Source organism: Lactobacillus huangpiensis (assembly GCF_019972815.1).
Taxonomy (GTDB): Bacteria; Bacillota; Bacilli; order Lactobacillales; family Lactobacillaceae; genus Lactobacillus; species Lactobacillus huangpiensis.
The window spans coordinates 172,936-199,333 of sequence record NZ_BPPA01000006.1; the positions used below are offsets into that span (position 1 = coordinate 172,936).

30 protein-coding genes and 1 riboswitch are annotated in these 26,398 nt (G+C 34.8%); of the genes, 5 read left to right on the top strand and 25 right to left on the bottom strand.

Annotation, left to right across the window (positions count from 1 at the left end; all coding sequences use genetic code 11):
• Positions 1 to 6 precede the first annotated feature (6 nt).
• Together LDM90_RS06295 and LDM90_RS06300 are read left to right on the top strand one after the other, a co-directional pair.
• Positions 7 to 771, top strand: coding sequence for a DeoR/GlpR family DNA-binding transcription regulator (locus tag LDM90_RS06295; RefSeq protein WP_223896801.1), 765 nt, complete (start codon positions 7 to 9; stop codon positions 769 to 771).
• Positions 772 to 821: 50 nt separating this feature from the next.
• The gene (locus LDM90_RS06300; protein WP_223896902.1) at positions 822 to 1,145 is read left to right on the top strand and encodes a bacteriocin immunity protein; all 324 of its coding nucleotides are present in this window, start codon (positions 822 to 824) and stop codon (positions 1,143 to 1,145) included.
• Positions 1,146 to 1,199: 54 nt separating this feature from the next.
• Here the strand turns inward: LDM90_RS06300 and LDM90_RS06305 are convergent, their stop codons facing one another.
• The 6 genes from LDM90_RS06305 to LDM90_RS06330 all read right to left on the bottom strand — a co-directional run bounded on the left by LDM90_RS06305 (position 1,200) and on the right by LDM90_RS06330 (position 6,397).
• Positions 1,200 to 1,925 carry a GntR family transcriptional regulator gene (locus LDM90_RS06305; RefSeq protein ID WP_223896800.1) on the bottom strand — a complete coding sequence of 242 codons (726 nt, stop codon included), beginning with the start codon at positions 1,923 to 1,925 and terminating at the stop codon, positions 1,200 to 1,202.
• Positions 1,926 to 1,933: 8 nt separating this feature from the next.
• Positions 1,934 to 2,857, bottom strand: coding sequence for a nucleoside hydrolase (locus LDM90_RS06310; RefSeq protein ID WP_198213239.1), 924 nt, complete (start codon positions 2,855 to 2,857; stop codon positions 1,934 to 1,936).
• 160 nt (positions 2,858 to 3,017) lie between these two features.
• Positions 3,018 to 3,710 carry a ribose-5-phosphate isomerase RpiA gene (rpiA, locus tag LDM90_RS06315; protein ID WP_223896799.1) on the bottom strand — a complete coding sequence of 231 codons (693 nt, stop codon included), beginning with the start codon at positions 3,708 to 3,710 and terminating at the stop codon, positions 3,018 to 3,020.
• A 115-nt stretch (positions 3,711 to 3,825) separates the two neighbouring features.
• Complete coding sequence (locus tag LDM90_RS06320) at positions 3,826 to 4,296, bottom strand: Dps family protein (RefSeq protein ID WP_223896798.1); 471 nt, start codon at positions 4,294 to 4,296, stop codon at positions 3,826 to 3,828.
• Positions 4,297 to 4,452: 156 nt separating this feature from the next.
• Positions 4,453 to 5,817: a PTS cellobiose transporter subunit IIC gene (gene celB / locus LDM90_RS06325; RefSeq protein WP_198213237.1), complete on the bottom strand. Its 1,365-nt coding sequence runs from the start codon at positions 5,815 to 5,817 to the stop codon at positions 4,453 to 4,455.
• A 79-nt stretch (positions 5,818 to 5,896) separates the two neighbouring features.
• Positions 5,897 to 6,397 carry a PTS cellobiose transporter subunit IIA gene (locus LDM90_RS06330; protein ID WP_223896797.1) on the bottom strand — a complete coding sequence of 167 codons (501 nt, stop codon included), beginning with the start codon at positions 6,395 to 6,397 and terminating at the stop codon, positions 5,897 to 5,899.
• Between the two features lie 151 nt (positions 6,398 to 6,548).
• On the opposite strand from LDM90_RS06330, the gene LDM90_RS06335 reads away from it, so the two are divergent.
• On the top strand, positions 6,549 to 7,994 hold the full coding sequence (locus LDM90_RS06335; RefSeq protein ID WP_223896796.1) for a 6-phospho-beta-glucosidase: 1,446 nt from the start codon (positions 6,549 to 6,551) through the stop codon (positions 7,992 to 7,994).
• A gap of 215 nt (positions 7,995 to 8,209) precedes the next feature.
• Here the strand turns inward: LDM90_RS06335 and LDM90_RS06340 are convergent, their stop codons facing one another.
• The 12 genes from LDM90_RS06340 to LDM90_RS06395 form a co-directional block, all read right to left on the bottom strand.
• Positions 8,210 to 9,151, bottom strand: coding sequence for an aldo/keto reductase (locus LDM90_RS06340; protein WP_223896795.1), 942 nt, complete (start codon positions 9,149 to 9,151; stop codon positions 8,210 to 8,212).
• A 192-nt stretch (positions 9,152 to 9,343) separates the two neighbouring features.
• Positions 9,344 to 9,718, bottom strand: a complete 375-nt coding sequence (locus tag LDM90_RS06345; RefSeq protein ID WP_034977130.1) for a PTS lactose/cellobiose transporter subunit IIA — start codon at positions 9,716 to 9,718, stop codon at positions 9,344 to 9,346.
• A gap of 10 nt (positions 9,719 to 9,728) precedes the next feature.
• Entirely contained in the window at positions 9,729 to 10,064 is a 336-nt protein-coding gene (locus LDM90_RS06350) for a PTS sugar transporter subunit IIB (RefSeq protein WP_223896794.1), read from the bottom strand.
• A 255-nt stretch (positions 10,065 to 10,319) separates the two neighbouring features.
• Positions 10,320 to 10,547 (bottom strand): hypothetical protein, encoded by a 228-nt coding sequence (locus LDM90_RS06355; protein WP_198213229.1) that lies wholly within the window; start codon positions 10,545 to 10,547, stop codon positions 10,320 to 10,322.
• A 424-nt stretch (positions 10,548 to 10,971) separates the two neighbouring features.
• On the bottom strand, positions 10,972 to 11,385 hold the full coding sequence (locus LDM90_RS06360; protein WP_198213227.1) for a PTS sugar transporter subunit IIA: 414 nt from the start codon (positions 11,383 to 11,385) through the stop codon (positions 10,972 to 10,974).
• A gap of 15 nt (positions 11,386 to 11,400) precedes the next feature.
• The gene (locus LDM90_RS06365; protein WP_223896793.1) at positions 11,401 to 12,396 is read right to left on the bottom strand and encodes an SIS domain-containing protein; all 996 of its coding nucleotides are present in this window, start codon (positions 12,394 to 12,396) and stop codon (positions 11,401 to 11,403) included.
• Between the two features lie 27 nt (positions 12,397 to 12,423).
• Complete coding sequence (locus tag LDM90_RS06370; protein ID WP_198213223.1) at positions 12,424 to 13,491, bottom strand: SIS domain-containing protein; 1,068 nt, start codon at positions 13,489 to 13,491, stop codon at positions 12,424 to 12,426.
• A 15-nt stretch (positions 13,492 to 13,506) separates the two neighbouring features.
• On the bottom strand, positions 13,507 to 14,331 hold the full coding sequence (locus tag LDM90_RS06375; RefSeq protein ID WP_034977109.1) for a PTS system mannose/fructose/sorbose family transporter subunit IID: 825 nt from the start codon (positions 14,329 to 14,331) through the stop codon (positions 13,507 to 13,509).
• Entirely contained in the window at positions 14,312 to 15,142 is an 831-nt protein-coding gene (locus LDM90_RS06380; RefSeq protein WP_034977107.1) for a PTS mannose/fructose/sorbose/N-acetylgalactosamine transporter subunit IIC, read from the bottom strand. Before LDM90_RS06380 ends, LDM90_RS06375 begins: the two co-directional genes overlap by 20 nt.
• 13 nt (positions 15,143 to 15,155) lie before the next feature.
• On the bottom strand, positions 15,156 to 15,626 hold the full coding sequence (locus LDM90_RS06385; protein ID WP_109585971.1) for a PTS sugar transporter subunit IIB: 471 nt from the start codon (positions 15,624 to 15,626) through the stop codon (positions 15,156 to 15,158).
• Positions 15,627 to 15,640: 14 nt separating this feature from the next.
• Positions 15,641 to 16,330, bottom strand: coding sequence for a GntR family transcriptional regulator (locus tag LDM90_RS06390; RefSeq protein WP_223896792.1), 690 nt, complete (start codon positions 16,328 to 16,330; stop codon positions 15,641 to 15,643).
• A gap of 2 nt (positions 16,331 to 16,332) precedes the next feature.
• The gene (locus tag LDM90_RS06395; RefSeq protein WP_198213221.1) at positions 16,333 to 17,049 is read right to left on the bottom strand and encodes a GntR family transcriptional regulator; all 717 of its coding nucleotides are present in this window, start codon (positions 17,047 to 17,049) and stop codon (positions 16,333 to 16,335) included.
• A 283-nt stretch (positions 17,050 to 17,332) separates the two neighbouring features.
• Between LDM90_RS06395 and udk the strand changes: the two genes are divergently transcribed.
• Complete coding sequence (gene udk / locus LDM90_RS06400; protein ID WP_223896791.1) at positions 17,333 to 17,974, top strand: uridine kinase; 642 nt, start codon at positions 17,333 to 17,335, stop codon at positions 17,972 to 17,974.
• Between the two features lie 43 nt (positions 17,975 to 18,017).
• Here the strand turns inward: udk and LDM90_RS06405 are convergent, their stop codons facing one another.
• Entirely contained in the window at positions 18,018 to 18,596 is a 579-nt protein-coding gene (locus LDM90_RS06405) for an ECF transporter S component (RefSeq protein WP_198213219.1), read from the bottom strand.
• 42 nt (positions 18,597 to 18,638) lie between these two features.
• Positions 18,639 to 18,728: riboswitch (TPP riboswitch) on the bottom strand.
• Positions 18,729 to 18,795: 67 nt separating this feature from the next.
• A complete protein-coding gene (locus LDM90_RS06410; RefSeq protein WP_223896790.1) occupies positions 18,796 to 19,878 on the bottom strand; it encodes a M42 family metallopeptidase in 1,083 nt (360 codons plus the stop codon).
• 241 nt (positions 19,879 to 20,119) lie between these two features.
• Between LDM90_RS06410 and hpt the strand changes: the two genes are divergently transcribed.
• A complete protein-coding gene (gene hpt / locus LDM90_RS06415) occupies positions 20,120 to 20,689 on the top strand; it encodes a hypoxanthine phosphoribosyltransferase (protein WP_034977086.1) in 570 nt (189 codons plus the stop codon).
• A 36-nt stretch (positions 20,690 to 20,725) separates the two neighbouring features.
• On the opposite strand, the gene LDM90_RS06420 is transcribed toward hpt, so the two are convergent.
• The 5 genes from LDM90_RS06420 to secG form a co-directional block, all read right to left on the bottom strand.
• Complete coding sequence (locus LDM90_RS06420) at positions 20,726 to 22,072, bottom strand: hemolysin family protein (protein ID WP_198213217.1); 1,347 nt, start codon at positions 22,070 to 22,072, stop codon at positions 20,726 to 20,728.
• Between the two features lie 94 nt (positions 22,073 to 22,166).
• A complete protein-coding gene (locus LDM90_RS06425; RefSeq protein WP_187154559.1) occupies positions 22,167 to 22,823 on the bottom strand; it encodes a nitroreductase in 657 nt (218 codons plus the stop codon).
• Between the two features lie 435 nt (positions 22,824 to 23,258).
• Positions 23,259 to 23,717, bottom strand: a complete 459-nt coding sequence (smpB, locus tag LDM90_RS06430; protein WP_045927674.1) for an SsrA-binding protein SmpB — start codon at positions 23,715 to 23,717, stop codon at positions 23,259 to 23,261.
• A 9-nt stretch (positions 23,718 to 23,726) separates the two neighbouring features.
• Positions 23,727 to 26,051 carry a ribonuclease R gene (rnr, locus tag LDM90_RS06435; RefSeq protein WP_223896789.1) on the bottom strand — a complete coding sequence of 775 codons (2,325 nt, stop codon included), beginning with the start codon at positions 26,049 to 26,051 and terminating at the stop codon, positions 23,727 to 23,729.
• A gap of 72 nt (positions 26,052 to 26,123) precedes the next feature.
• Positions 26,124 to 26,357 (bottom strand): preprotein translocase subunit SecG, encoded by a 234-nt coding sequence (secG, locus tag LDM90_RS06440; RefSeq protein ID WP_223896788.1) that lies wholly within the window; start codon positions 26,355 to 26,357, stop codon positions 26,124 to 26,126.
• Positions 26,358 to 26,398 lie beyond the last annotated feature (41 nt).

The following is a 26,398-nucleotide window of genomic DNA, read 5'->3' on the forward strand; positions in this document are numbered from 1 at the left end:
GGTAAAATGACACAAGAAGAACGCCTGCGACAAATTAAGCAAATGCTTAATAAAGAAAATCATTTGAGTACTCGCAAGTTAGCTGATTATTTCAAAATTTCTTTTGATACAGCTAGACGAGATGTAGTTCGTTTAACTGCAACTGGACAAGCAATTCGTGTTCATGGTGGATTAGTAGCGATAGACCGTAGTGATGTACCCAACTTCCTCATGAGAAGTCAAATAGATTCACCAGTTAAAACTAAAATGGCAAAAATGGCTCAAAGATTTATCCATCCTAACCAGTGTGACTTTATTGGTCCATCAACCACTTTAAAGAAATTATGTGAATTAATTTGTGGTACTGACTTGCAAATCGTTACTAACTCAATTGATAATTCATTAGCTCTGATGCAATCTAAATTACCTAATGTAAGACTTCTTGGAGGCAAAATAGATAAGGAAGACAGATTTAATTACTCTGTTGATTCACTTGAACTTTTGCAAAAAATAAGTTTTAACACTGCTTTTGTTGGCACATCAAATGTTAGAAGCGATGGTATCTATTCAGCAAAAATGAGTGATTCAGAATTAATCAAGATCGCATGTTCAAGAGCTAAGCAAGTGGTTGTAATCGCAGAAAAATATAAATTTAATAGTCAAAATACTTCTCCTTACATGTCAATTCCGCTTAATAAGATTGACGTTTTAATCACAGATTTGCCTTTATCTGAAAATTTCCAAAAAATTTTTTCACCAAAGACACAAATTATTTCGATATTGAGGAAGTGAGGTTATGAACAACTTTTTTTGATAGCTTATTTTCTAAAAAAAAGCAACTAATCGAAGAAGTTTATATAGATTTAGATCAGTTTTATAGGAGTTTCTACTCTAATATATATAATGAATTGAATATTAATAAATATAAGCAAATTCGTGATGCTATTGGTATGGTAATGCGTAAGTTTGACAGTCACGATCACCCATTAGATTATACTGGTAAATTAGTATTGTATATTGAAGCTTGTGTCGCACTTCAGCATTTGCATTTAACAACCTTGCAGCAAAAACTTTTACATGATTTAGGTGAAAAAACTAAAAACATTAACTTAAATTTTGTTTATACTGGACGGATCACGGATATGCAACAATTTGGAAATGTTTGATTTTCTTTTTTAAATAGAATGTATCCCAAAAAAGCAGGCTTAAGCCTGCTTTTTCTATTTATTCAAATTAACAAATGTATTGAATTTCATATATTGATAATGAATTCGCATTGTAGAAACTTCAAATGGAGTTCCATCATCCAAAAAGAAGATACCTTCCATTACTCCCACTGGTTCACTCTTTTTTAAATTAAGGCGAGATTGGTCTTCATCATTTGAAGGCTCAACCGTAATATTCAGAAACGCTTTGGTAACAACTTTATTTTGCGAATCTTCTAGGTAATTAAAAAGTGATTTTTTCAAGTGTTCAGGTTTTAACTCAGGAACAATTTTAATAGGCACATAGCCTGTTTCTATTAAAAATGGTTGTTCATCTAGAAAGCGCAGCCTTTTAAACTCATAAACAAAGTCATTTTCTTTAAGGAATAAGTCTTGTGCTATTCCTTTCGGAGTCTTGATTACGTTAAAAGAAAGCAATTTGATTCCCTGCTTTTTACCAGGAACCTTCAAACTATCAGTCAAACCTAGGTTAGACCCTTCATAACGAAACAAAGATTGATTTTTTAAATATAAAGGGTTAATAAATGTTCCGCTGCCTCTTTTTTTAAAGACAATACCTTGTTGAGAAAGCATCTCCATCGCCCTTTTCATTGAAGAACGACTTACTTGATAGTGTTCAGCTAGACTACGCTCGTCTGGAAGGCGCATCCCCTCATATTTGTTATCTAGAATATTTTGTTTGATATCACGCATCACAGTACGATAAACGAAATCTGCCATTATCTACCTCAATTATTTATATTCCTGATGGAAGAAACTAACCATTCTGAAAATTGAACTCGGTCAACTTTTACACCAACTTGAACATTTGCCGGTTTATTAAAAAAGTTATTAAAATCAATCAGCGAAGCACCATAGGCACTTGGACTTTTGGTATCTACTATGACATAAGCTGGCTTAAAAGCAAACATTTCGGGCTTTACCAACATACCAGCTGCCAGTGCATCGTAAACTTCACGGCCATTGGTTTCAGTATGATCATGTAAATTGCTCATAATATGATAGAGCATATCTCCCGTTCTGCCCGATTGCTTAATTTGATCCAAAACATCTGGGGTCACATATGCTTGATGTCCTAATTCGAGTGGTGCTAATAAAATTTTTATGCCACTTGAAAAAACAATCTGTGCTGCTTCAGGATCGCCCGCAACATTATATTCTGCATAAGGCCCCCAATTGCCGCGACCAATTGCACCACCCATAATTACCAGTTGCTCAATTTTAGGCAAATCTTCTGGAAATTGTCTAAAGTAAAGCGCAAAATCTGTTGCTGGTCCAATTTGCATTAACGTTACTTTTTCAGCACTGCCAGCAACAACTTCATGAATTGCCTCTGCAGCTATACCTGGTTTTAATAAGTTGTGATTGGGCGCAGGAAAGTCAAATCCAGCCAGTCCACTCTTTCCGTGAACATCTGAGGCATCGATTTGATCTCGCAGTAAAGGTCTGACAGCACCACTTACAACGGGGACAGTGGTTTTTAAAAATGTTTCCAATTTTAAAGTATTGTCCAGAGTATTTTTCAATGGTACGTTGCCCCAAGTTGCTGCTATCAATTTAACATCAAATTCAGGGGCAAATAAGGCAACGGTAATTGCAACAACGTCGTCAATTCCGGGATCTGTACTAATTATCAATGGTTTTTTTAACATAAGTATCCTCTTTTTAAAAATGGTTATAAAACAATAATACCAAATTTAGCTACTCGTTGCTGTAAAAATAAAAAGAGCTGGCATTGAAATAAGCCCCGAAAGTTAGAAAACTATTTGGGACTTATTTCACTCATAGTTATGTTTCAAGCTAACTTAAAAGCTACTTTTTTCGATCTTCGATCTTGCCATTAGAATGTGCAATAAATGCCTCATCGCACATCCCAAGAAAAAGCCCATGTTCTACCACGCCTACGGTATGATCCAAATAATCAGCTAAACCATTGGGAACTGGAATAGGATCAATATTCAAATCGATAATAAAATTGCCATAATGAGTTACAAAGCGTTCATTTCCTGACATGCGCCACTGCGGATTTAAGCCTTCGGATTGAAAAAGTTTAAAATTTTGTTCACACGAAACAGGTAAAACCTCAACAGGCAAAGCAAAGCCGCATAAACGCTCAACTACTTTAGATTCGTCTACAATCCAAATTATTTTGCGAGAATTTATTGCAACATTTTTTTCCATTGTCAAAGCGCCACCGCCGCCCTTAATACCATCAAAGTTAGCTGCTAACCTGTCTGCGCCATCGATAGTCAAATCAAGTTGATCTACTGCATTCAAGTCATCAACATGAAAACCGTAGCTTTCCATTTGCTTCTTGCTTCTGCTTGAAGTCGTTACCACAGCATCAAGGTCAAGTCCTTCTTCTTTTTTTCTTCTGCCTAATTCATCAATTAAAAATGCTACTGTTGAACCAGTGCCTACTCCCAGTTTCATTCCTGATTTGACTAATTCAGCAGCTTTTACGGCAGCCTGTTTTTTTAACTTATCCTGCTCTTCTTTATCCATAATTCATGCTTTCTAAAACTATATTATTAATTGTCAATTTAAATCAATTATAGCAAAAGTAAGATAAAAAGAAGATACAAAAAAGCAGTCAAAACTGCTTTTACACTTCACTTAATTATTCTGGATCAATTTCAGGAGCCTTGTTAATTTCGCCTGACATCATCCAAATTCTCTTTTCTACATCAGTGTGGAAACCAGTTAACATATCATTAGTTGAATAGTCTCCTTCTTCATCACTGACTTTAATGCCTTCTTCATAGAGTTGATCAAGGTAATGGTAATCTTCAATAATTTTTGCATAACGTTCATCTATTGTTTCGTTCCAATTGCCCTTTTCATCAGGAATCTTAGTTTTAGCTGCTATTTCACCTAAGGTTGAAACTGGAGAACCATCAAGAGTAATTAAACGTTCAGAAACTTGATCCAGTTGGTCAGCTAATTCGTCCATTACCTTATCTAAATATGGATGTAATTTCAAAAAACGATCACCACGCATGTACCAGTGATGTTGATGAACCACCATGTGTAGTTGAGTCAAATCAGCAACTAATTGGTTTAAAACTTCTTTAGTCTTTGGATATTTCATATAAAAGTGCCTCCAAAATCTATTAACATTGTTACACTTTTATTATAGCCAGTAAGCGCTATTAATACTAAAATATTGTTTAGCATTTTTTACTCCTACTATAATCTATAATAAAAAAATCTGCCTTTACCAGACAGATTTTAAATAATCTATTTTTTATGCAACATCTGGGGTTGCATTGTTCTTCTCTTTCTTTAGAGTGACATTGTCATAATGCTTAATAAACGGATACCAGATTAGAAATGCAACTATTGCACATATAATTGCGAGGATCCCTCCTTGCCAACTTGTCGTAGCTAAGTAGCCGCCAATACCAACTGGTGTTGGCCAAGGCTGTTGTACTCTAATGACCGGAACTATCCTTGCCGCAATAGCTAAATAAGCTACCAGACCGGAAGCCATTGGAGCACAAATAAACGGCACAAATAAGTCAATATTATACACAATTGGCAACCCGAACAGAATTGGTTCGTTTATATTGAAAATTGCTGGTACAATTTCAACTTTACCTAATTCTTTCAACTGTGTTGAACGTGCTCTTAATACCAGCCAGATAGCAACACCTAATGTGGCACCTGAACCACCAATTGTAACAAACGCATTTAAAATTTCACCAGCAAAAACATGGTGAGTACCTTGATTAACATTTGCCTGCATATTGGCTAAAACTATTGGTGAATAAAAGGAGCTAATAATTGTTGCGCCATGAATTCCAAACCACCATAAAAAGTGAATTAAAAAGAGTATGATCAGGAATCCCCACCAAGTATCTGCAATATTGCTGATGAAAGAAAACGGGATAAATAACACATTGAATAAATCAGTTCCTGCCAAAACTAAGGCCATATTAATTGCCGACATCACTACAGCAACACAAAAACCAGGTATCATGGCACTAAATGAGTTTGCCACTCCTGATGGGACTGAATCTGGCATTTTTATTTGCCAGTTGTGCTTAATTGTAAAGCGATAAATCTGAACGGTTATCCACGCAACCACTAATCCAATAAAAATACCTACAGCACCTATACGATAAATACCGGTTAATGGAGCTGCTTGGTATCCGCCAGCAACCATTTTGTCTTTAGTAAATATGGTTATAAATTCTACTCTGCCATTTTTCCAAACTAATTCAGCTACGGTAATAAAGAACCCCATTAGGAACATCATCAAGCCATCTATAGGTATCAAGTTTAAATGTTCTTCATCACGGTAAATTTTTGTATAAGAGTAAGCAAAAGTGCCAGAGAAAACTAGTGCGATGATTCCCATAGTAGCATTATAAACAGACTGAAACAGATTAGTAAGACGACCTATTGTTCCCGCATACCAAGTAGCAAACCCGGGAACGGGAATTGCTTGCGGCAATACAGTCAAAATTAAGAAAATGGACCCAATTATCGAAAATGAAATAACGCTATAACCCGCGTCCATAATCGACCTTACAAATCTTGTGGCAGCAAATTTACCGGCCACTTCAGCAATTCGATCTTTTATTGGTTTTTGATTTGGTTCAGCCATAAAATATACTCCTCTCAGATAGTAATACATAATTAACTACTATTAATAAATATTGTAAGCGTATTCAAATAAAATGCAACTATTTGTCATTTATTACAGTTTCGATTGCATTTAAATATTTATCTTTTCCAATAATAATGTTATGTATTCTACGTTCACAGAAATAAGCTAACAAAATGCCAGCTAATAAAATAGCAATCATAAAATAACTTGAACTTGTACTGGTTATAAAAGGGAAGATTTGCAATTTAAAAGGTAAAAACAGACAAACGATCAGAAAAGTATTAGCAACAATTTGTATCCAAAAATAAATTCTTGTAATTGGTACATCACTCTTGTGGTTGTACATTTTTGTTAACTGTTCTATAGCAGCAATGCTGGAGAATAGAGTTAGTATACCAGATAAAATTATCCCTAAGAGTTTTTTATATTGAACTAAAATTAACAGCCAAAAAAGGTTAGCAAACCAAAAAATGACAACACAATAACGGACCATTAGATAACGGCTAAAATAAAGATATTTGATCTTATCATTATGCTTTTTACGTTCAACTTTATTTTTCTCTGAAGAACTATTCATTTTAAGCTTCATTCCTTTACTATATTATATTAACAAGTATAGTCTAAATTACTCAAATAATGATAATAATTGTACGCCTTGAACTATAGGTAATAATTGTTATAAAATATATCTGTTAACGCTATCACAATTAACTAAAAAGGAGATAAAAATGTATTCAGCAAAAATGCCAGATGGATTTTTATGGGGAGGAGCCGTTGCTGCTCATCAGTTAGAAGGTGCTTGGAACGAAGATGGCAAAGGAATGTCAGTTGCTGACGTCATGACAGTAGGTTCTGCTTCTAAGCCACGCGAAATCACTGATGGAATTATTGCAGGCAAAAATTATCCTAACCATAGTGCAATAGACTTTTATCATCACTATAAAGAAGATATAAAATTAATGGCAGAAATGGGTTTTAAAGCCTTCAGAACCTCCATAGCCTGGACTAGAATTTTTCCTAACGGTGATGATGAACAGCCAAACGAAGCCGGTTTAAAATTTTATGATGACTTGTTCGATACTTGCCATCACTACGGCATTGAGCCAGTAATTACTTTATCTCACTTCGAAATACCATTTAATTTAGTTAAGAAATACCACGGCTTTACTAACCGCAAATTAATTGATTTCTTTGTTCGCTTTGCCACAGTTTGCTTCAAACGGTATCAAAGTAAAGTGAAATACTGGATGACATTTAATGAGATCGATAACCAGTCTGCATACAATGATGACTTTTTAATGGCTACAAATTCGGGAATTATTCTCAAGAAAATGACTGACAAAGAAAAAGAAGCTGCAATGTATCAAGCAGCTCATTATGAACTAGTTGCCTCTGCCTTAGCTGTTAAAGTTGGACATAAGATTAACCCAGATTTTCAAATTGGTTGTATGATTAACTATTCTCCAGTAAGACCCTTGACCCCTTCATCTGCTGATATGCTTTTAGCGGACAAGTTTGAGCAACGGCGCGACTGGTTTTCAGACGTTCATGTTTTTGGTGAATATCCGAAAGAAGTTGAAGCATATATTGAACGAAACGGCTATCGTCCTGATATTACTGACGAAGACAGAATTGTACTCAGGGAAGGTACAGTAGACTATGTTGGCTTCAGCTACTATCAAACAACAACTGTATCAGCCCAAAATGTAAAAGCTGATGAATTAAGTGACTTATCTAAAGCAAAAGCTGCCAATCCAACTTTGGAAAAAAGTGATTGGGGTTGGGAAATTGATCCAGCTGGCTTAAGAATTGCTTTAAACCACTTAACTGATCGTTATCATAAACCTTTATTCATCGTTGAAAATGGTCTGGGTGCTTACGACAAAGTTGAAAAAGATGGATCTATTCACGATGATTACAGAGTAGATTACTTAAGAAGGCACATTTCTGAAATGGAAAAAGCAGTTGAAATTGACGGTGTTGACTTAATGGGTTACCTGCCATGGGGCCCAATTGACTTGGTATCCGCTGGAACGGGCCAAATGGATAAGCGTTATGGATTTATCTATGTAGACAAAAATGATGCTGGCGAAGGCACTTTGAAGCGCTCACGCAAAGATTCATTTGATTGGTATAAAAAAGTTATTAGTTCAAACGGTCTTGATTTAGATTAACCTCGTAACTTTAAAAAATTGGCATTTTTTAAAAAAAGTAAATTTAATACACGGCACTTGTATAAGTGCCGTGTTTTTCTTATTCAAATATTAAAAACATGCTTAAAAAGCCGATACACTTTTTCTAAATTCAAGTGATAAAGTTATTTCTAATCTTTAACACAAAAAAGGCTCTAAGCTCTTTTTTAATTAGCTTAAAGCCTTTTTTTTGTTTTTTAGAAGTTGCTAAATAACTGATCTATTTGCTGATATTCATCTGTCGTCAAATTAACATGCAAAGCAGCTGCATTGCTTTTAACTTGATCAGCGTTACGAGCACCAGGAATTACAACACTAATTGCTGGATTTGCCATATACCAAGCTAATACGGTTTGTGTAACCGTTGCTTGATGATCAGCAGCAATTTTTCGTATTCCATCAATCCCTTTCATAGCATCTTCATACTGCTCTTCACTGAAATCTCCCAATAATTGTCCACCATCACTATTTTTAAACTTTTCCCAGTCTTTTAGATAGTATTTTCCTGTTAAAAGTCCTGATGCTAATGGGAAGAAAGGTACAAAGGAAATATTATTTTCCTGTAAGTACTTTAATTCCTCTTTAACTGGAGCTTGGTGAACTAGGCTGAACTGGTCTTCAACAATATCAACTTTGCCATTTTTATTTGCTTCTTTAATCTGATCTAAAGAAAAATTGGAAACGCCGATTGCTCTTATTTTGCCTGCTTTTCGTATTTCATCTAAAGTTTCAATTACTTCATCTTTTGGCGTATCCTTGTCTGGAAAATGAATATAAAAAATATCAATATAATCAGTTTTCAACCTTAACAAGGCTTCATCGACTGCTTTTTTAATAAATTCAGGACTATTATTGATAGCCATATCATGAGACTTATCTTGGGCAGCCTTAGTAGCAATTATTACTTTTGAACGATCATAGTCTTGCAGCACATCACCAATAATTTCTTCAGATCTTCCAAGACCATATACATAAGCTGTATCAAAAAAATTAATTCCTTGTTTTAAAGCTTCTCTTAAAAGATCATAGCCATCTTGTTCATCTAAATTCTGAAATAAGTTATGTCCACCAACTTTGTTAGTTCCTAAACCTAACGGAGTAGTATAAACGTCACTTTTACCAATTTTTATTTGTTTCATGTTGATTCTCTCCTAAATAAATGACTTGAGAGGCTCAAGGCAATAGCTTTGGAATTTATACATATAAGAAAAAAGCAGACCATATTTCATTAAAGCTAAATCAATTATGACAATTCAATGTTTTTAGCTATGGAATTTATAAAAAATCACCAATATTAAACTGATTGAGATACCACAGTCATTAGTTTTTAATTACTTATTCTCAGTTTCTTTCTTTAACGCATCTGCTTTAAAAAGTTTTTCATAGAGATCTACCATTTCTCCAGCCAAATCCCTAAAGGTTATTGCATTCATCAAATGATCTTGTGAATGGACTACCAGAAGGGTAACCTTTGTATGATCTCCTTGAGCTTCTTTTGTTAACATCCCTGTTTGAGAATTATGTGCTTCGTTCAAAGATTGATCCGATTCTTTCAATTTAGCACGTGCACCTGCAATGTCACCCTTTTTCGCGAGACGAATAGCTTCAAATGCAAGGCTTTTAGCGTTACCACCATTGGCAATAAGTCCCATGGCTGCTTCTAAAGTTTCTTGTTCTTTTTGTTCAGGTGTTTCCTTTTCAGACATCGTAATCCCCTTATCCGTTAATTAAGTCTTCTGCTTGTTGTAAAACCTTTTTACCATCCATCATGCCATAAGCACGCATATCAATAACTCCAAGAGGAATGTCCTTACCTTCTTTTCCTTGACCTTGGACTTTATTCTTAAAGTCATCTTCCATATAACGAATTTGAGGTCCAAGCAACACACAGTCGGGATGATCTTGTTCAATGTATTGTGAAGCTTCTGAAGCTGGACACGCAAAAATATGTGCGTCAATACCCTGATCCTTCGCAGCTTGCTGCATCTTAGTAACTAACAAAGATGTACTCATTCCAGCACTGCAGTTAAGCATAATAGTTTGTTCTGCCATAATAATACTTTCCTCCTAAAATGTATCCTAATATTAATATCTTCTATTATAGCACGTTTAAAATAGCGCTTACTAATATATCCATTAATTTTTACATTATTCGAAATTTATAATTACATCTAATTTTTTCTAATTAAAAATAAATATTCGTGGTTATGCACTACTTTGCTTACCACGAATATTAATATAATATAGTCTAAATGTACCTTTTAAAAATTTACATAATAATTTGCCTATGGTCTTTTAAAAAATCAATTAAAATCGTCTAAAAGTCATAACAATTCCAGCAATACCAATAATTAGCAAAGCCAAACCAATAATTAAAGATGTCCACATTGCAAGTGGCATAAATCCATTATTGGTACCTTTATGCAAAATTCCACGGATATAAACGACACTATTAACTATTTGATAAGACCCTAAGGCCATCATAATCACAGCAACGATCATTAAAAAAGCTGCACTTGTTAAAAAGTTTGTCATTTTAACACCCTCTTTTAAATTAACTTACTATATTATAAATCAATTTTACCACCTTTTGAAATTAAGGTGCGGAAAATTTATCATATTTTTTTAACTTTAAATTTAAAAATGATAAAACACACAAATAAATCCGCCAACTAATAGTATTATCCCAAAAATGAAAGCAAAAATAATTGCAAAAAGCGAGAACCCATTATTTGTACCATTCTGCAAAATTTTCTTAGCATATTTGTAACTGCTAATTATTTCAAAGACAGCCAATACAATTAAAACTATGCCTATTATTTTCTGAAATACTATACCATTGAAAAAGCTTCTCATTACAACCGCCTTCTTCGATATTAAAAAAGCCCTTTCATTTTAGTTTTTCCTATTATAAGTCTTTTAATAAAAAAAGTATAGCATCTCTGCTATACTCTTTTATTTAGAATTCTTCATCTGCTGTCCTAGAATCAATAGCTTGGTAGTGATAAACTCCAGTTTTACCCGCCTCTAAAGTAGCAGAAAGCAACTTGTCCGTTTCTAACTGACTGCGATTGATGAATAGTTCCAACAGCATTGGAATATTAACACCTGTAATAATTTCTATTTCAGGATTACTCTTAAGCAAGCTGACCAGCGTATTAAAAGGAGTTCCTCCCTTTAGATCCGTTAAACAAAAAACTGTTCCTTTAAGATCGCTAATTTTCCCACTTATTTCTGCTTTTAATTGTTCTAAAGATTCACCTTCTGTGAAACTCACGGTTTGACAGTTTTCTTGTTTTCCGCAAATCATTTCTGCTGACTTTAATAATTCAGGTGCTGAATTACCATGTGTACAAATAATTACTCCAACCATATAATCACACTAAAACTAATAATCTAAGCAGCGGTAATAACGGCGTATATCCATCGGGTGACGGTTAATATGCTCAATATGAACATCAATTCTGTTATTAATGGCATGGAAGACAAACGGCGACAAGGTGCCACGATATTTATCAGAAAAACCTGGCAGATCATAATCTTTAGAGTCTATAATTGTATAATTACCGCAGATTTCAGGTAAAAATTTGGCAACACGTTCACTTAATGGTCGTTGACTGTCTTCACCGACATAGACGGTAACTGGAGTATCACGATCAACAATTTCAAACATTCCATGGAAAAATTCTGCAGCTTCCACTGCGCGAGTCCTAATCCAGTGTTGTTCTTCCCAATAGCACATTGCATATGAGTAAGTTGCACCCCATTGATTGCCGGCACCGACAAAATAATGAATTTCATCGTCATGGTGCTTTTCAGCAAACTCTTGAGCAAATTTATCTGCATTTTCTTCAATGTCAGCAATGTCTTTTGCAAAATGTTGATCCATTTCTTGATAAAATTCGTCATAATCTGGAAATTCGCCATTCAAATACATTAAACGGTCTCCAACCATAAAGAATTTTAACTGTTCATTTTCAGGATAAGAAATACAATATGTTAGCATTGAAGCTAATTTAGCTTTCGGATCGTCCATAAAACCTAAAATGATTGCACCAACTTGGTTTAATTTTTTAACTGCATCAACCATTTCTTTAGTATTTCCAGTAACTGAGGAAATCACCACTAACGTCTTATCGGTAATACGTTTATTTCCAGTTACATTATATTCAGCAGCATTTTGATAAAAAGTTTCTAAAGCACTTTTTTCCTTCATGTGGATATTTGCCTGCATCCCCGAAGCATAGGTACCACCGATTCCTAACCAGCAAATATTGGTTATGCCTTTTTTAAATAGTGGATCAAGCACATCGTTAATTTGGCTCCGCAGTTTAAGAGCACCAGTCATACTATCAATTAATTTTTGTTTATTAAACTTACGCATTTTTCTTCCTCTTTTTTTAAAATTATTCTATATTTTTGAAGCTGTTATCTGATCAAAATCTGGGTATGCAGAATGTTGCAAATCTATCTTCTTCACTTGTGATAACTTATAGGCCAGCAAGTGAATCGGTACAGTCATAAATAAAGAAGTTAAAAGCTCGTTTGTTGTGATACCTAGACTGAGGTCGTTAGCTGCTTCACTTTGATCTTTACCAGGATAAATTGTATATACATTTTTAACATGCTTATTTAAGAACCGCTTTAAAAGATCCATTCTATCGTGAAGCTTTCCCATCGGGTCTAAACAAATGATAAAGTCATCCACGTTCAATCCCAGATAAGGACCGTGCATGTATTCTTCCAGTTCTTTTCCCCACGAATTAATTCTGACCGTTTCAGTTGTTTTAGTTTCACCTTCACGGCTAACACCATAAGTTGCACCGTAGCCAATAAAAACTAATCTTTTTGCTGTGGTAAATTTACTAATATTATTTTCAACCCAGTTGCTTGCACTATTAATTGCTTCAGGCATCTTAAGGACTATATTTTTTATTTCAGACAAAAGTTTTGTAAATTCTACAAACGAAATTTTGCCTGTTTTTTGTGCAATTAACATAGCTAATAACATTAAATCTAAAATTTCTACGCTATACCCAGCACTGACATATGGCATTTCTTCAATAGGCATACCCATATCTAAAACGTGATGACAAACTTTTCCAACTGGACTATCAAGTTCACTTGTTAAAGCAAAAACTGTATTACCGGCATCTTGTAATCGCTGAATAATTTTTACTACAGAATAGCTGTGACCGCCTTGAGATATCGCAATACATAAAGAATTTTGACTAACATGAAGCAAGTAATTTTCAGCTATAGAAGGCTCTTCAATTTTTACTGGCATTTTTAAAATATTGCTCATGAATGGCAATGCACCATATGCGGCATTTGAACTAGAACCTGTTGCATAAATGACAATATTATCAAAATTTTTATTTAATTGAGTCAGTTTATTGCTGAACAAATCAGAATAGTTTTGCAAAACCGCTTCATAGTATTTTGGTTCTAAGTGGACATAATCTTCTATACTTTTCACAAGAATCTCCTTTAGTTACTGACCCAGCAGTCCTGACCAGGCACCAAATATTCCGATTGCTGCTATCAGCAACAAAATATATTGTGATTTCCAGCCCTTTTTATCAAGCCAGAAAATAAAGAATGTGAACAATAGAGGTAAAATACCAGGAACAATGCCATCACAAATTTTTTGAACGGTAGTCGCTTCAGCACCACTACCAATTTTCAAAGGCATTTTCAAAGTTACCATGGTCGCAACCATAGCCCCGACAACAGCAAGTCCTAAAACAGAAGCACCATAGGTTAACTTATCCATTAATCCAGTCTTTTGCACTTTATCAATAAATGATGAACCGATATTGTAGCCAATAAACAAACCATAATATCTAGTGATAATGGCCGGAATATTAAAGATCAATAAGAACAAAATTGGTCCTAAAATATTTCCTTGCATTGCAAGAGAAGTACCTATTCCCGTGGCAATAACCCTTAACGTACCCCAAAAGAATGAATCACCGATACCACTCAAAGGACCCATTAGAGCAACTTTAATGTTATTGATTGAAGCTGCATCAAAATCAGGATCAAGTTCGTTTTGCTCTTCCATCGCAATTGAGATACCTAAAGGAAAAGTACTGAGCCATGGAGTAACATTATAAAATTCCAGGTGACGTTTATAGGCTTCTTTTAATTTTTCCTTGTTTTTGCCATAGATCTTTCGTAAAGCAGGAACCATTGAGTAAGCATAGCCAAGATTCATTTGGCGCTCATAATTCCAAGCCCATTCCATTGTGAACGACCGCCAGAAAGTTTTCATTAAGTCTTTTTTGGTGAGTAACTTAGAATTCTTCATCTTCATAATCTATGCCTCCATCATCTGAATCTTTTTCATTTGTATTATTAGAATTAGCAGCAGTATTTACCAACGGTTGACCTTTAAATGCGGAATAGCCAGTTAGAATAAGAGCCAAACATGCGCCGAAAATGGCTACGCCAGTTACTGATACTTTGAGATAGACTGCCAAAGCAAAACCAATAATAAAGAAAGTGACATTATTTTTGTTGACCATCATCTTAAGCAGCAGAGCAAAACCATATGCTGGTAGAAGACCTGTGGCAATTCCCAAGCCATTAATAATGAACTGAGGAATAACGGCTAAAATCGCCTTAATTACTGGGCTACCTAACACATAAGAAATGCCAACTACTAACCCTATTGGCAAGTTAACCGAGAAAAAGCCTCCCAGAACGTTCATCCGACTTACACCACTACCATCGGCTTTTTCAGCATATTTATCAGCACGGTGAACGAAGAACGGTAATATGAAAATAAAGCACAGATTTTTGATTACCAAAACAAGAGATGCGATAGGAATACCTAGTGTTAAAGCAACAGCAGTGCTTTTACCAGCTTCAATTGCAAAAGCAGTTCCCAAAACACTACCGGAAATTATTTCTGGGGGAATTGCTGCACCAATAGAAAATGAACCAACAAAGGCTAACTCTAAAGTTGCCCCCATAATAATTCCCTGATGCAGGTTACCCAACACCAAGCCAGTTAACGTACAGGTTACAAGTGGCCTTGACAGCATGGATGAACCTACAAAATATTCGCCATTACCCATCATCGCAATTAAAGCCAAAATAATTGCGGTTAAATATACATTCATTATTTACCTCCAATCATTTTTTACGAAATTCTTGTCTTTCATCATTTGGCACCTGTTGAATCCAGACATCCACTCCCTTTTGTTGCAGTTGATCTAATTCACTGGCTTCTTCTGCAGTTAAATTAATTGTTTTAGAGTAGTTTTCTGTTCCTTCTCTGGGCTTAGTGCCACCAAGATTAAGGCCGGTTATTTTATCACCAGTTCCCTTAATAAGTTCAACAGCGTCAGCAACTGATTCAACTACAATCAACATTTTATATTTGTCCGTTATGCCCGAATTAATTGCTTTTATGCTGTCTGCAACAGACTTCATTACCAACTTAGACTTTTCTGGCTTGGCCAGCCTGATAGCCGACTTACGGAAATCATCATGGGCAACATCATCGTTTACTACAAATATCGTGTTAACATCTAAACTATTAAACCAAGAAACAGCTACTTGTCCATGGACCAACCGGTGGTCAACTCGCACTAGTTTAATCACTTTTCATTCCTCCATTAACTAAAATCTATTGAGTACCTTGTTTTTAAAGCATCTTGCAGTCTGTACTCTACGGCTACAATTTTGCCTTCTCTAGTTGAGAATAGGTTCATAATTTTAAACACTGGGTCTTTTTCCTGAATATGAAATTGTTTACTAATTTCTTCGGTTGCTTTAATTAATTGAAAGTCTTGATAGACATCATTCGGCTTATGGATACCAGTATTGACTGCTTCAATTATTGACATTACTTTTAAACAATTAGGATCAAATCCCGGAAAGTTATCAAGAAGCAGAAGTAAATGTTCACATGTGATTTCATTCTTAATTTCAGCAGCAAAGGAGATATCATATAGCAATTCGTTTGAACTTACGTTAAAAACCGCAGCGTAATATGAACCAACCAGTCTTAAATAAGTTTCTTTAAATTTAATTTTGTCTGAGGACTCCAAGTATAAAGGCTTGATAATACCAGTCATTTCCAAAATATTTTGTTTAGAAATTATTGGAGCAACAAATAAACCACTTCCTTTTTTACGGACAACCTTATTTTCAGCTACTAATTTATTAACAGCCTTTCTAATTGTTGTTCTACTAACATCATATCTTTTTTGTAATTCAACCTCATTGGGTAAAGTACTACCTGGTGGATAACCACCATTAACAATTCTTTTATCCAAATCGGCATATACTTCTTTAAAAAGCAAAATTATTCCTCTTGATAATCATAAATATTATTAGCATTAAAATGATATTTAAATTTATTTCCTACTAAATATTGAGTTGTACTCTCAATTGGTAAGTCATCGTCTTGATAATTGAAACTGTTTACTTGATAAAGAGGAGTACCTTTTTTGACTTTCAACAGACTGCTTATTTTTTTATCGGCCAAAAAACACGAGATACTTTCTTTACCATAAGTTGGCTTCACATGATACTCCTTCTCCAGAACCTCATAAAGCGATTTATTAGTAAAATCAATCTTTTCCATTCTGCTAAAATTCTTTTGACTAAAATACGTTATCTCATATGTTAGGGCAATATCTTTAACAAACCGAACTCGCTCAATTTTAATAACTGGCCCGTTTGAATTAAAAAAATCATCTAATCTCTTGGGCATTGTTTCGATAGTTGTTGCCAGATGTTTGATGCTAACTGTCTTATTTTTAAATTCAGTAGTCATTGATTCCATTCCCAGCATATTAATGTCAATTTTATTGTTAGAAATTATTCCTGTTCGCTCTTTTACCAGTATTTGTCCCTCATTTTTGAGCCCATCCAATGCATGTTTCACTGCATTACGACTAACTTGCAATTTCTCAGAAATTTCGCGTTGTGAGGGTAAATCTTTCACTTTTTTAAAGTGGATTAAAAATTCTAAATACTCTTGAACTTGAACCGCAGCAGTTCTCTCTTTGAATTCCATGATATCTTCTTCATTCTGGTATCATTATTTTATTTAATTGCTTCTCTTTTTGCAAATTGTCTTTTGTTTAAGACGTTTACTACGTACATTTTCTATTTTTAAAGTATATCTTTTAAATTTTTGATACCAGATTTATAGTAATCGCTTCCACAGTTCTTGTCAATATTTTTTTATTTTAGTTTCCAATTTTCTCAGAGCATTTTTAAAGTGAAATATACCCTAACTGTTGGTAATTAAAGGCAAAGTAAAGTAAAATATTTAAGGATTAAAAGGGAGTGGCACAATGTCGAGACTTGAAAAGCCTGTCGTAATTGGTATTACTGGTGGTTCAGGCAGTGGAAAAACTACCATTGCACAAAAAATAGTTGCTCAAATGCAGGAAGATGAGCATGTCCTGATTATGACACAGGATTCTTATTATAAAGATAATACTGGCATCCCTATGGATATACGAATGAAGATCAATTATGATCATCCCGATGCCTTTGATGTACCCTTACTAGAAAAGCAGCTACGCGACTTGTTAGCATACAAAGCTATTGAGATGCCTGTTTATGATTTCAAGGAGCATACTCGCAGCAAAAAAACCATTCATAAAGAACCTGCTGATATCATTATTCTCGAGGGAATTTTAGTTTTAGCTAATAAAGAAATTCGTGATTTAATGGATATTAAAGTATATGTTGATACGGACGATGATATTCGCTTTATTAGACGTTTAGAGCGAGATTTAAGTGAACGTGGGCGCTCAATTGACTCCGTAATTGATCAGTATCTGAGCACGGTTAAGCCAATGTATCATCAATTTATAGAACCTACTAAGCGTTATGCTGACATTATTGTTCCTGAAGGTGGCAAAAATGATGTGGCAATTGATATGTTGACTACTAAGGTTCATTCTATTTTAAGTAGAAAAGAGCAATAAAAAAGGAGTAAATGCATTACTGGCATTACTCCTTTTTGCGTATTTAATCAACTTTTGGCTTTAACGCATTATCGAATAAATTTGTGATCAGTTTAACTAAAACGCCATCGAAAACTAGCGCAGAAATGATATTAGTAATAAACATCACAATTTGAACCTGCATACTGAATTTACTCCAACCATATAAAATATATGATGGAATGAAACAGCCAAATGATGCAAAGAATGCACCGGTTAATACGCTTTTCCAGGTAAACTTTTGGTAACACTCTTTTTTAGGAAAAAAACCAATTTCATTAGTTGCACCTTGAATGACACCTGAAAGAATAGTAGTAGCTCCCCACTGCCCACCAATCGCCATTTCAACAATTGATGCCAGCAGTTCACCTATTGTTCCAGAGCCAGGCGTAGGAACAAAATACATTGCCAGTGGTCCCGCCATAAGCCATAAACCAGAAAACACAGTGTCTGTTACTGGCGCAAAACCTGTCGGTACCAAGAGCATCTTAACTAAATTAAAAGCCCAGTTAAAACCATAGGTATAAATAACACCCATAATGATACCAATTAATGCAATTAAAATAATTGACTTCACATTCCATTTCGAAGACCTTGTAAACATAAAAATACTCCTAACTTTATATGTCATTAGGAGTATCTTTAGTAACTAAATTTAACACTTCCCTAACGCAGGTATTATCCCGTTCAGGTTCAGAGGGTATTTCTCAGCTATTTGGCACCCCTAGTGACTGATATTCATTTTTTATTAGTATATCACATTTTAACTAGTTTTTCTGCTCTATTCAAAAGAACAAGTGTTTTTAAAACTGACTAAAACTTGCTAATTTCTCTTTTGTAAGATCACGAATAATAGCCAGCGTCAGATCTACAGAAGCTTTAAAATCGGAATAAGCACTAAAACAATATGGCGAATGTTCATAGCGCACTGGAATGCCAATTACAATAGTTGGTGCTCCGTTTTCATAATAAATTGCAGCTCCATCTTGTCCACCACCAGTACGAACCGACCGAGTATACGAAATATTATTTTTATCCGCTAAATCACAGGCATATTGCTGAAATTTAGGATTAGGTAAAAAGGACGTATCCATGTCACGCAACATTGGTCCTCGTTTTAACCCTGTTTGTGATAACCATTCTGGAGTAAAAGTATCGTCAGCAGGACAAGATTCCAAGACTATAGCTAAATCCGGCTTTACCGCTCTAGCTGTGACATATGCACCTCGCAAACCCACTTCTTCCTGACTCGAAAGTGCAGCAACAACGTTAAAATCGCATTGTTCGTCCTTTAAATTGTCCAGGACATCTGCCATAGCAGCTGCGCCAAAACGGTCATCAAAGTCCTTACCGAAGAATAGACCACTTTTTTCATTGTATTCACATTTAACATCAACAAAAATTGGACAACCAGTATCAATTTGATAATCATTTATAGTTTCAGCTCGAGAACTGGAGCCAACATCAATAGACATATCTGCTACATCGGGTACATTATTTTTTTCAGCTGCAGTCATAAAGTGCGGGGGTTTAGTTGCAACTACTCCGGGCACATACTCACCTGCACGATTCTTTATTTTGACGCGTAAAGCAGGGATATTGTATTTGACCCAGCCACCCAATGGTACAAATTTAATCATTCCATTAGGCCGAACAGCCTGCGTAATAAAACCAACAGAGTCGGAATGAGCATCTAATTGAATTACCGGTTGATCTTTTTTATTTTCTTTCTTAGCTGCATATACGTTGAGCATGCCATCAACTTTGACATTAGCAAAATCATGCACTGTTTCAGTAAACAATTTAACAAATTCTTCTTCAAAACCTGAAGTAGAATTAGCATCGGAAAAAGCTTTGAGCATTTTAATTTCTTGTTGTTTATCCATTTTTTTACCTTCCACTTAAAATATCTTATCTATTAATTCTACCAAAAACATGAGTTACAGGCCTTAAAAAAATAAATAAGATGATAAATAATCCTACTGCTTTTACTAGTATATATGCTTTTTGTACGTAATTTAGTCCATAAATACTTAAATTGCTTCAAAATAATCTGTTTTTCTAGCCAAAAAATGATATAATCGAAAATATTAGAAATTTTAATTGTTTTAAATGAAGGGTAGATAAATGCCAAAAAACGACAATATTAATAATATTATTGATCATAAATTGTTTAGTGAAGATGACATTCATCAGATGTGTGTCAAGCTAGGAAAGCAGCTTACTACAGATTATGCTGGTAAAAAGCCTTTAATTGTTGGAGCACTTAAAGGTGCCATCTTCTTTTTAACCGATTTAGTAAGAGAAATGGATGTTAAAGCAGAAATTGATTTCTTGGACGTTTCCAGTTATGGTAACGAAATGGAGTCTTCCGGCAAAGTTAAGCTTGTTTCTGATTTAGCAACAGATGTTAAAGATCGTGATGTGTTAATTGTTGAAGATATCGTTGATACTGGGTTGACTCTGGATTTTATGAAAGAATTGCTTAAAAAACGTGGTGCTAAAAGCGTTAAATGCTGCGTTTTACTTAACAAAGAGGCAAATCGCAAAGTAGACGTTGATATTGAGTACTATGGTTCAAAAGTAGGAAATGAGTTTGTAGTTGGCTACGGACTTGATTTTATGAATTTTTACCGTAATTTAAAATATATTGGTGTATTAAAACCTGAAATTATTAAATTAGTTAATAATAAATAAAAAGGAGTTGTCTAACTGACAACTCCTTTTTACTGTCTACTCTGCTTTAGGTGCTTCTTTTTCTTGGTCGACAGCTTTAACAATAAACCAGCGCATAAATCCCTGCTCTATATCGTCAAGTTTGAATTCAAATCCTTCTAACTCAACTTTTTCACCTTTTTTCAAATCTGGATAGTGTTCCATCATGTAGCCACCAATAGTAATAATATCACTATCTTGGAAGCTTTTTAAATCCTTTTTAAAGTAACGGGCAAAATCATATAAAGTGGTTTTGCCGGATACATGAATATTACCTTGCTCGTCTTTAATTATATAATCATCAGAAACATCATCAATTTCATCTTTGACAGTACCAAATAATTCTTCGTAAATATCCTTATCTGTAACTATTCCGCTGGTACCACCATATTCATCCACAACAAGGACTATTGGGGTATGCTTTTTAATCATTAATTGAAGAATGTCTTGAATTGGCATCGATTCAGGTACAGTAATCATCGTTCTAATAATACGCGTAACTGGTACATTATCATCAATCTGACTCTGCTGAATAACATCAAAAGCATAGATATAGCCAACAACATCATCTTTATTGTTATCGCGCACAACTGGAATTCGGCTTGAACCTTCATCTAAATACATTTTAAGAGCTTGCTTAATTGTTTCAGTTGAATTAATAACTACTAGCCGTGTTCTATCAGTCATAATGTCTTTAGCTATTTTGTCATTCAGTTCAAAAGCACGTTTCATATAGGTCAGATCGTTTTTATCAAGTGAACCTCCATGAACAGCTTTACGTGATAGCTTGATGATTTCCGATTGAGAATAGACTTGATTTTCCTCATCAGCCGGCTCAAAGTCTAACATTTTCAGCAAACCATTTGAACTAGCATTAAGTAACCAAACAAAAGGGTAAACCAAAGTATGAAACAACTGCAAAGGTGTCACAATTTTTAGCAAAATCTTTACGGGCATGTCAATCGCAATATTTTTGGGCACAATTTCTGTAACCACAACTTCTAAATAAGTTAAAAGAATAACGCCCAATATTGCGCTAATAGAGCGAATGACAGAATGGTTAAGATCAACTAAATTAAGCATTCTTTCAAATATTGCAGCTAAAGTATCAGCTGAAAACCAACCCAAAACTACACCAACTAAGGTAGTCCCGACCTGCGTCGTTGAGAGGTACTCATTTAAATTATGAGTCATATGCAGAGCGCGCTTAACTTTGCGATGGTTGCCAATTTTATTGGACAGCATATCTTCAAGCTGGCTGGGCCTAGTTTGAACCAAAGCAAATTCTGCAGCCACAAAGAAAGATGCAAAAACAAAAATAACTAAAGTTGCTATTAAATTAGTAACTATTTGGGCCGTACTCAAAATTTATATCACCTTTATTAGTTTATTGTTTAATTAAACTTCCTTATTTAGCATTTTATCATTAATAGCGCTTTATTTTAATTAAATTACTTATCTATTTAACTAATTTATAAATTTTCTTGAATGGTAAACGATCAGGATAAAATTTGGGATCGTTAACTTCTGCTGCATTATCCTGATACCCTAATCCAATTGCCATTCCTACCAGTTCATCTTCTGGGATTTTACAATACTTACGTACCAACTCAGGGTAGGATACCATTGAGTGCGCAGGCATAATTGATAATCCTTCATTAATCGCAAGCAACATAATACTTTGAGAAAAAATCCCTAAATCGTAAACTGACCAAGCTGGAGAAGTTCTAGGGATCGTAAGGAACGCGATATCTTGGGCGTTGAACATATTATTATTCGATTCTGAAAATAATGCCATCTTGTTATTAAAAAAATACGGTTGAGATGCCCCAACAGCAGCCATATTTTGACTAGGATATGAATCCCAATTAAGTGACAACATTTTGACAAAATCCTCGTGAGGCTCAACATTATTATTGATTTGAGTTTTCACTTCTTTTTTTAGACCAGCGAGCGCATTACCGGTTAGCATATAAACTTTCCACGGCTGTGAGTTAAGTAATGATGGTGATAACTGTGCTCTTTGAATAATCTTAGCAAGTAAATTTTCGTTAACTTTTCTACTAGTAAACTTGCGAGTTACTCGTTCATGGTTATAAACTTTATTAAATTCCATTCCGATTCAAATCCTTACATACAAAGAGAGCATAATAAGACGTCCTACTTTTTTAAAACAAATTTCTCTAGAATTCCAAATACAGGTAGAAATAATCAAAAATACTCTATTTTTTAAATACGCACTTGTTTACACTTCTACTAAAGTTATAAATTGAAATATTACTATCCAATAGAATCAGTCATATACACATTAATAATATTAATAAATTCTAAGCAATATTGCAAAGGTATTTGGCAAAAATAACAAAAAAACATTAATTTATTCGTTACTTTGTGTATAAATTACAAGTTTGCTTTTTTTGCTTTTACTGTTAAATCAAGATTAACAAATTATATACGAAGACTATTAAAATAGTTTTTTATGATTTGTTAAGCTTTAAACAAATACAAAATTAAAAAACAGTTTAACTATAAAACAAATTAAACCGTCCATTTATATTTTATATTGTCTGCGTATTTCTCGTTCTTGATCCCGTTTCTTAATTGCCTCACGCTTGTCATATTTTTTCTTTCCTTGACCGACACCAATGAGGACTTTGGCAAAACCATGTTTAAGATAAACTTTCAAAGGTATAATTGCAATCCCGCGTGCAGACTGGTCCTTAGCAAGTCGTGCCAGTTCCTTTTTATGTAAAAGCAACCTCCTTGAGCGAAGTGGTTCATGGTTATACCGGTTGCCTTGCTTATATTCGCTGATGTGGACATTTTCTAAAAATGCAGAACCGTTAATAATTTGTACATAGCCATCACGTAAATTAATACGTCGTGCTCTCACTGATTTTATTTCCGTGCCCGTTAAAGCAATACCTGCCTCATATGTTTCTTTAATGAAGTAATCATGATGTGCTTTTTTATTTTGAGCAATTAAATTTTCATTTTTTTCTTTTTTCAATTTTCTAACCTAATGTTTATATCTACTTAAATGTGGATGATTACCATTTTTTTGAAAATTGTTACGATAGTGACCCTTATGTGCGTGATCGTTGCGAAAGCCCCGATTACCATGTCTTTCGTTTTTAGCACCGCGATTGTTATGAGACTTCTTAGGAGCATTAGGATCATAGATTTCAAAATCAAGCTGATGTTGTTCAACGTTGGCATTAGTAAGGGTTACTTTAAGGGGCATCCCGACATGATATTGTTTATGAGTACCGCGTCCAGTCAGTGTCATGCTTTTTTCATTATAACTGTAGAAATCATCCGTCAAATTTGAAATATGAATTAACCCTTCAACTGTATTGGGCAACTGGATAAACATGCCAAAACTAGTCACAGAAGAAACAACAGCATCAAAGTGTTCTCCAACTTTATCCGCCATATATTCTGTCATCTTTAAGTCGTTTACTTCTCTTTCAGTATCAACAGATACACGTTCCTGAGTTGAAGTCTGATCTGCAACTTCAGGTAAATAGCCGGCAAAGTGATCTTGTACTTTTTGGTTAATACCCTTTTCACTATATGTGTGAATCATTCTATGCACCATTAAATCAGAATACCGTCTAATTGGTGAAGTAAAATGAGTGTAGTATTTAGCGGCAAGACCAAAGTGTCCTAGTGGCTCTTCTGAATAATGTGCCTGCTTTAAGCTACGAAGCATCATGATTTGAACTACTGCTTCTTCAGGTGTATCTGTTGTTTTGGCCACGACTTTTTGCAAGTCAATTGGCTTAATGTGATTGGGATCAGCAGTAATGTGCAATCCAAAAGCACTGCAAAATTCAAAGAAGCCTTTGATACGCTCACCATCTGGAGTTTCATGTACACGATACAGAAATGGAACGCGTTTGCGATAAAAGTCCTCAGCAACAGTTTCGTTTGCCATCAACATGAATGATTCAATCATTTTTTCAGCTATTCCACGATCATGCAACACGATATCAGTTGGTTTACCCTGATCATCAACAATAATTTTTGCTTCTGGTTCTTCAAAATCTATTGCACCACGCTGATGCCTTTGCTGGTATAACACATTATGCAGTTCGGCCATATCTTGCAGCATTGGTGCCAACTTAACGTATTTGTCTTCAAGCTCTTCATGATTATTTGGATCCAGAACCTTATTGACATTGTTATAAGTCATTCTGCCGTGAGATCTCATAACAGAGGGATGAATACGATAATTAACTCTTTTTCCTTCTGGAGAAATTTCCATTTCGCAAGACAAAACAAGACGATCTTGCCCCTCATTTAAAGAACAGATGCCATTAGATAATCTAAAAGGCAACATTGGAATAACACGGTCAACAAGATATGTACTATTACCTCTGGTAAAAGCTTCTTTGTCCAAAGGAGAATTTTCCGTCACATAATGCGCTACATCAGCAATATGAACCCCTAAATGATAGTTACCGTTGGGAAGTTTCCATAAAACCACGGCATCATCGAAGTCTTTAGAATCATCCCCGTCAATGGTAACTGCGGGCTGGTTCCTAATGTCCTCTCGATCCGCCATTTCTGCCTCAGTCACGTGATCAGGAATGGCATTAGACTGCTCAAGAGCATCTTCAGACCATTCTGTACGAACATCATGCTCAGAAACAATGGCCATAATATCGACACCTGGTAAATTTTTGTTACCAATAATATTGGTAACAACACCTGTCATTGAATCTGGATTATCTTTGTCAGGATAACTAGCAATCGATACTTTGACAATGTCTTGTTTTTGTGGACGCAAACTGTCCTGACTAATATAAACGCGATAGTTTGTCAGTTTTTTATTTGAGCTGAGAACATAACCAATAAAATGACTGGTTTTTATTTGAGCATCAGTCATTGAATGAAATTCACCGACAAGTGTTTTCGTGCCACGTTCGAGAATTTCTTCTATTTGTCCTTCAGGTCCTTTGCCATTCCATGGATTACCACCAGCAGTTATTTTGACCTTAACACGATCACCGTCCACGGCATATGCTGTATAATCGCGAGCAATGAAAATATCATCAGCATCTTCGTCTTCGAGTTTGACGAAGCCGAAACCCTTGCTGTTAGCCTTAAAAATGCCTTCCACTTCGGTATTTTCTTCAGCTAATTGATATCGGCCATTGCCATCAGTAATTATTTTCTTTTCCTGCTCCAAATAGGATAATGCTTTGACCATATCTGAAAAACTGCCAAGTCTGTCTCGGCGCAACATACGGTCAATTTGTTCAACTTGATATTGTTTTTTAGGATTGTGACGAAAAATCTCTAAAACATTGGCTAAGATATTCTCGTTTTGTGCCATGCACTTAACTCCATTTCGTTAGTAAAAAGATAAAAAAAGTCCTCCCATCACTTGATCGGGAGGAACCATTAGTTATTTTGAAGACAAATAAGCTAATACAATAGCAAAAGCGAAAAAGAGCACCAGTAAAATGGATGTTACTTTTTCCATAAATGCTTCAAAACCACGTTTCTTCGTTTGACCACTAAAAACTGCACCGCCAGAGAGTGCATTCAATGCATCTTGCTGCTTTTGCGGCTGCATCATTGTCGCAATAACGATTAAGATTGAAACAATAATTAGTAGCGTCATAAATAAATTGTACAATGCGCTGCCTCCAATATACAGATACGTTACTGATAAATTTT

Bases quoted from the DNA above. Each gene is read 5' to 3' on its own strand.
- LDM90_RS06295 (WP_223896801.1), top strand. From the start codon at position 7: ATGACACAAGAAGAACGCCTGCGACAAATTAAGCAAATGCTTAATAAA.
- LDM90_RS06305 (WP_223896800.1), bottom strand. From the start codon at position 1,925: ATGGCAGATTTCGTTTATCGTACTGTGATGCGTGATATCAAACAAAAT.
- LDM90_RS06310 (WP_198213239.1), bottom strand. From the start codon at position 2,857: ATGTTAAAAAAACCATTGATAATTAGTACAGATCCCGGAATTGACGAC.
- rpiA (WP_223896799.1), bottom strand. From the start codon at position 3,710: ATGGATAAAGAAGAGCAGGATAAGTTAAAAAAACAGGCTGCCGTAAAA.
- LDM90_RS06320 (WP_223896798.1), bottom strand. From the start codon at position 4,296: ATGAAATATCCAAAGACTAAAGAAGTTTTAAACCAATTAGTTGCTGAT.
- celB (WP_198213237.1), bottom strand. From the start codon at position 5,817: ATGGCTGAACCAAATCAAAAACCAATAAAAGATCGAATTGCTGAAGTG.
- LDM90_RS06330 (WP_223896797.1), bottom strand. From the start codon at position 6,397: ATGAATAGTTCTTCAGAGAAAAATAAAGTTGAACGTAAAAAGCATAAT.
- LDM90_RS06335 (WP_223896796.1), top strand. From the start codon at position 6,549: ATGTATTCAGCAAAAATGCCAGATGGATTTTTATGGGGAGGAGCCGTT.
- LDM90_RS06340 (WP_223896795.1), bottom strand. From the start codon at position 9,151: ATGAAACAAATAAAAATTGGTAAAAGTGACGTTTATACTACTCCGTTA.
- LDM90_RS06345 (WP_034977130.1), bottom strand. From the start codon at position 9,718: ATGTCTGAAAAGGAAACACCTGAACAAAAAGAACAAGAAACTTTAGAA.
- LDM90_RS06350 (WP_223896794.1), bottom strand. From the start codon at position 10,064: ATGGCAGAACAAACTATTATGCTTAACTGCAGTGCTGGAATGAGTACA.
- LDM90_RS06355 (WP_198213229.1), bottom strand. From the start codon at position 10,547: ATGACAAACTTTTTAACAAGTGCAGCTTTTTTAATGATCGTTGCTGTG.
- LDM90_RS06360 (WP_198213227.1), bottom strand. From the start codon at position 11,385: ATGGTTGGAGTAATTATTTGTACACATGGTAATTCAGCACCTGAATTA.
- LDM90_RS06365 (WP_223896793.1), bottom strand. From the start codon at position 12,396: ATGCGTAAGTTTAATAAACAAAAATTAATTGATAGTATGACTGGTGCT.
- LDM90_RS06375 (WP_034977109.1), bottom strand. From the start codon at position 14,331: ATGAAGATGAAGAATTCTAAGTTACTCACCAAAAAAGACTTAATGAAA.
- LDM90_RS06380 (WP_034977107.1), bottom strand. From the start codon at position 15,142: ATGAATGTATATTTAACCGCAATTATTTTGGCTTTAATTGCGATGATG.
- LDM90_RS06395 (WP_198213221.1), bottom strand. From the start codon at position 17,049: ATGGAATTCAAAGAGAGAACTGCTGCGGTTCAAGTTCAAGAGTATTTA.
- udk (WP_223896791.1), top strand. From the start codon at position 17,333: ATGTCGAGACTTGAAAAGCCTGTCGTAATTGGTATTACTGGTGGTTCA.
- LDM90_RS06405 (WP_198213219.1), bottom strand. From the start codon at position 18,596: ATGTTTACAAGGTCTTCGAAATGGAATGTGAAGTCAATTATTTTAATT.
- LDM90_RS06410 (WP_223896790.1), bottom strand. From the start codon at position 19,878: ATGGATAAACAACAAGAAATTAAAATGCTCAAAGCTTTTTCCGATGCT.
- hpt (WP_034977086.1), top strand. From the start codon at position 20,120: ATGCCAAAAAACGACAATATTAATAATATTATTGATCATAAATTGTTT.
- LDM90_RS06425 (WP_187154559.1), bottom strand. From the start codon at position 22,823: ATGGAATTTAATAAAGTTTATAACCATGAACGAGTAACTCGCAAGTTT.
- rnr (WP_223896789.1), bottom strand. From the start codon at position 26,051: ATGGCACAAAACGAGAATATCTTAGCCAATGTTTTAGAGATTTTTCGT.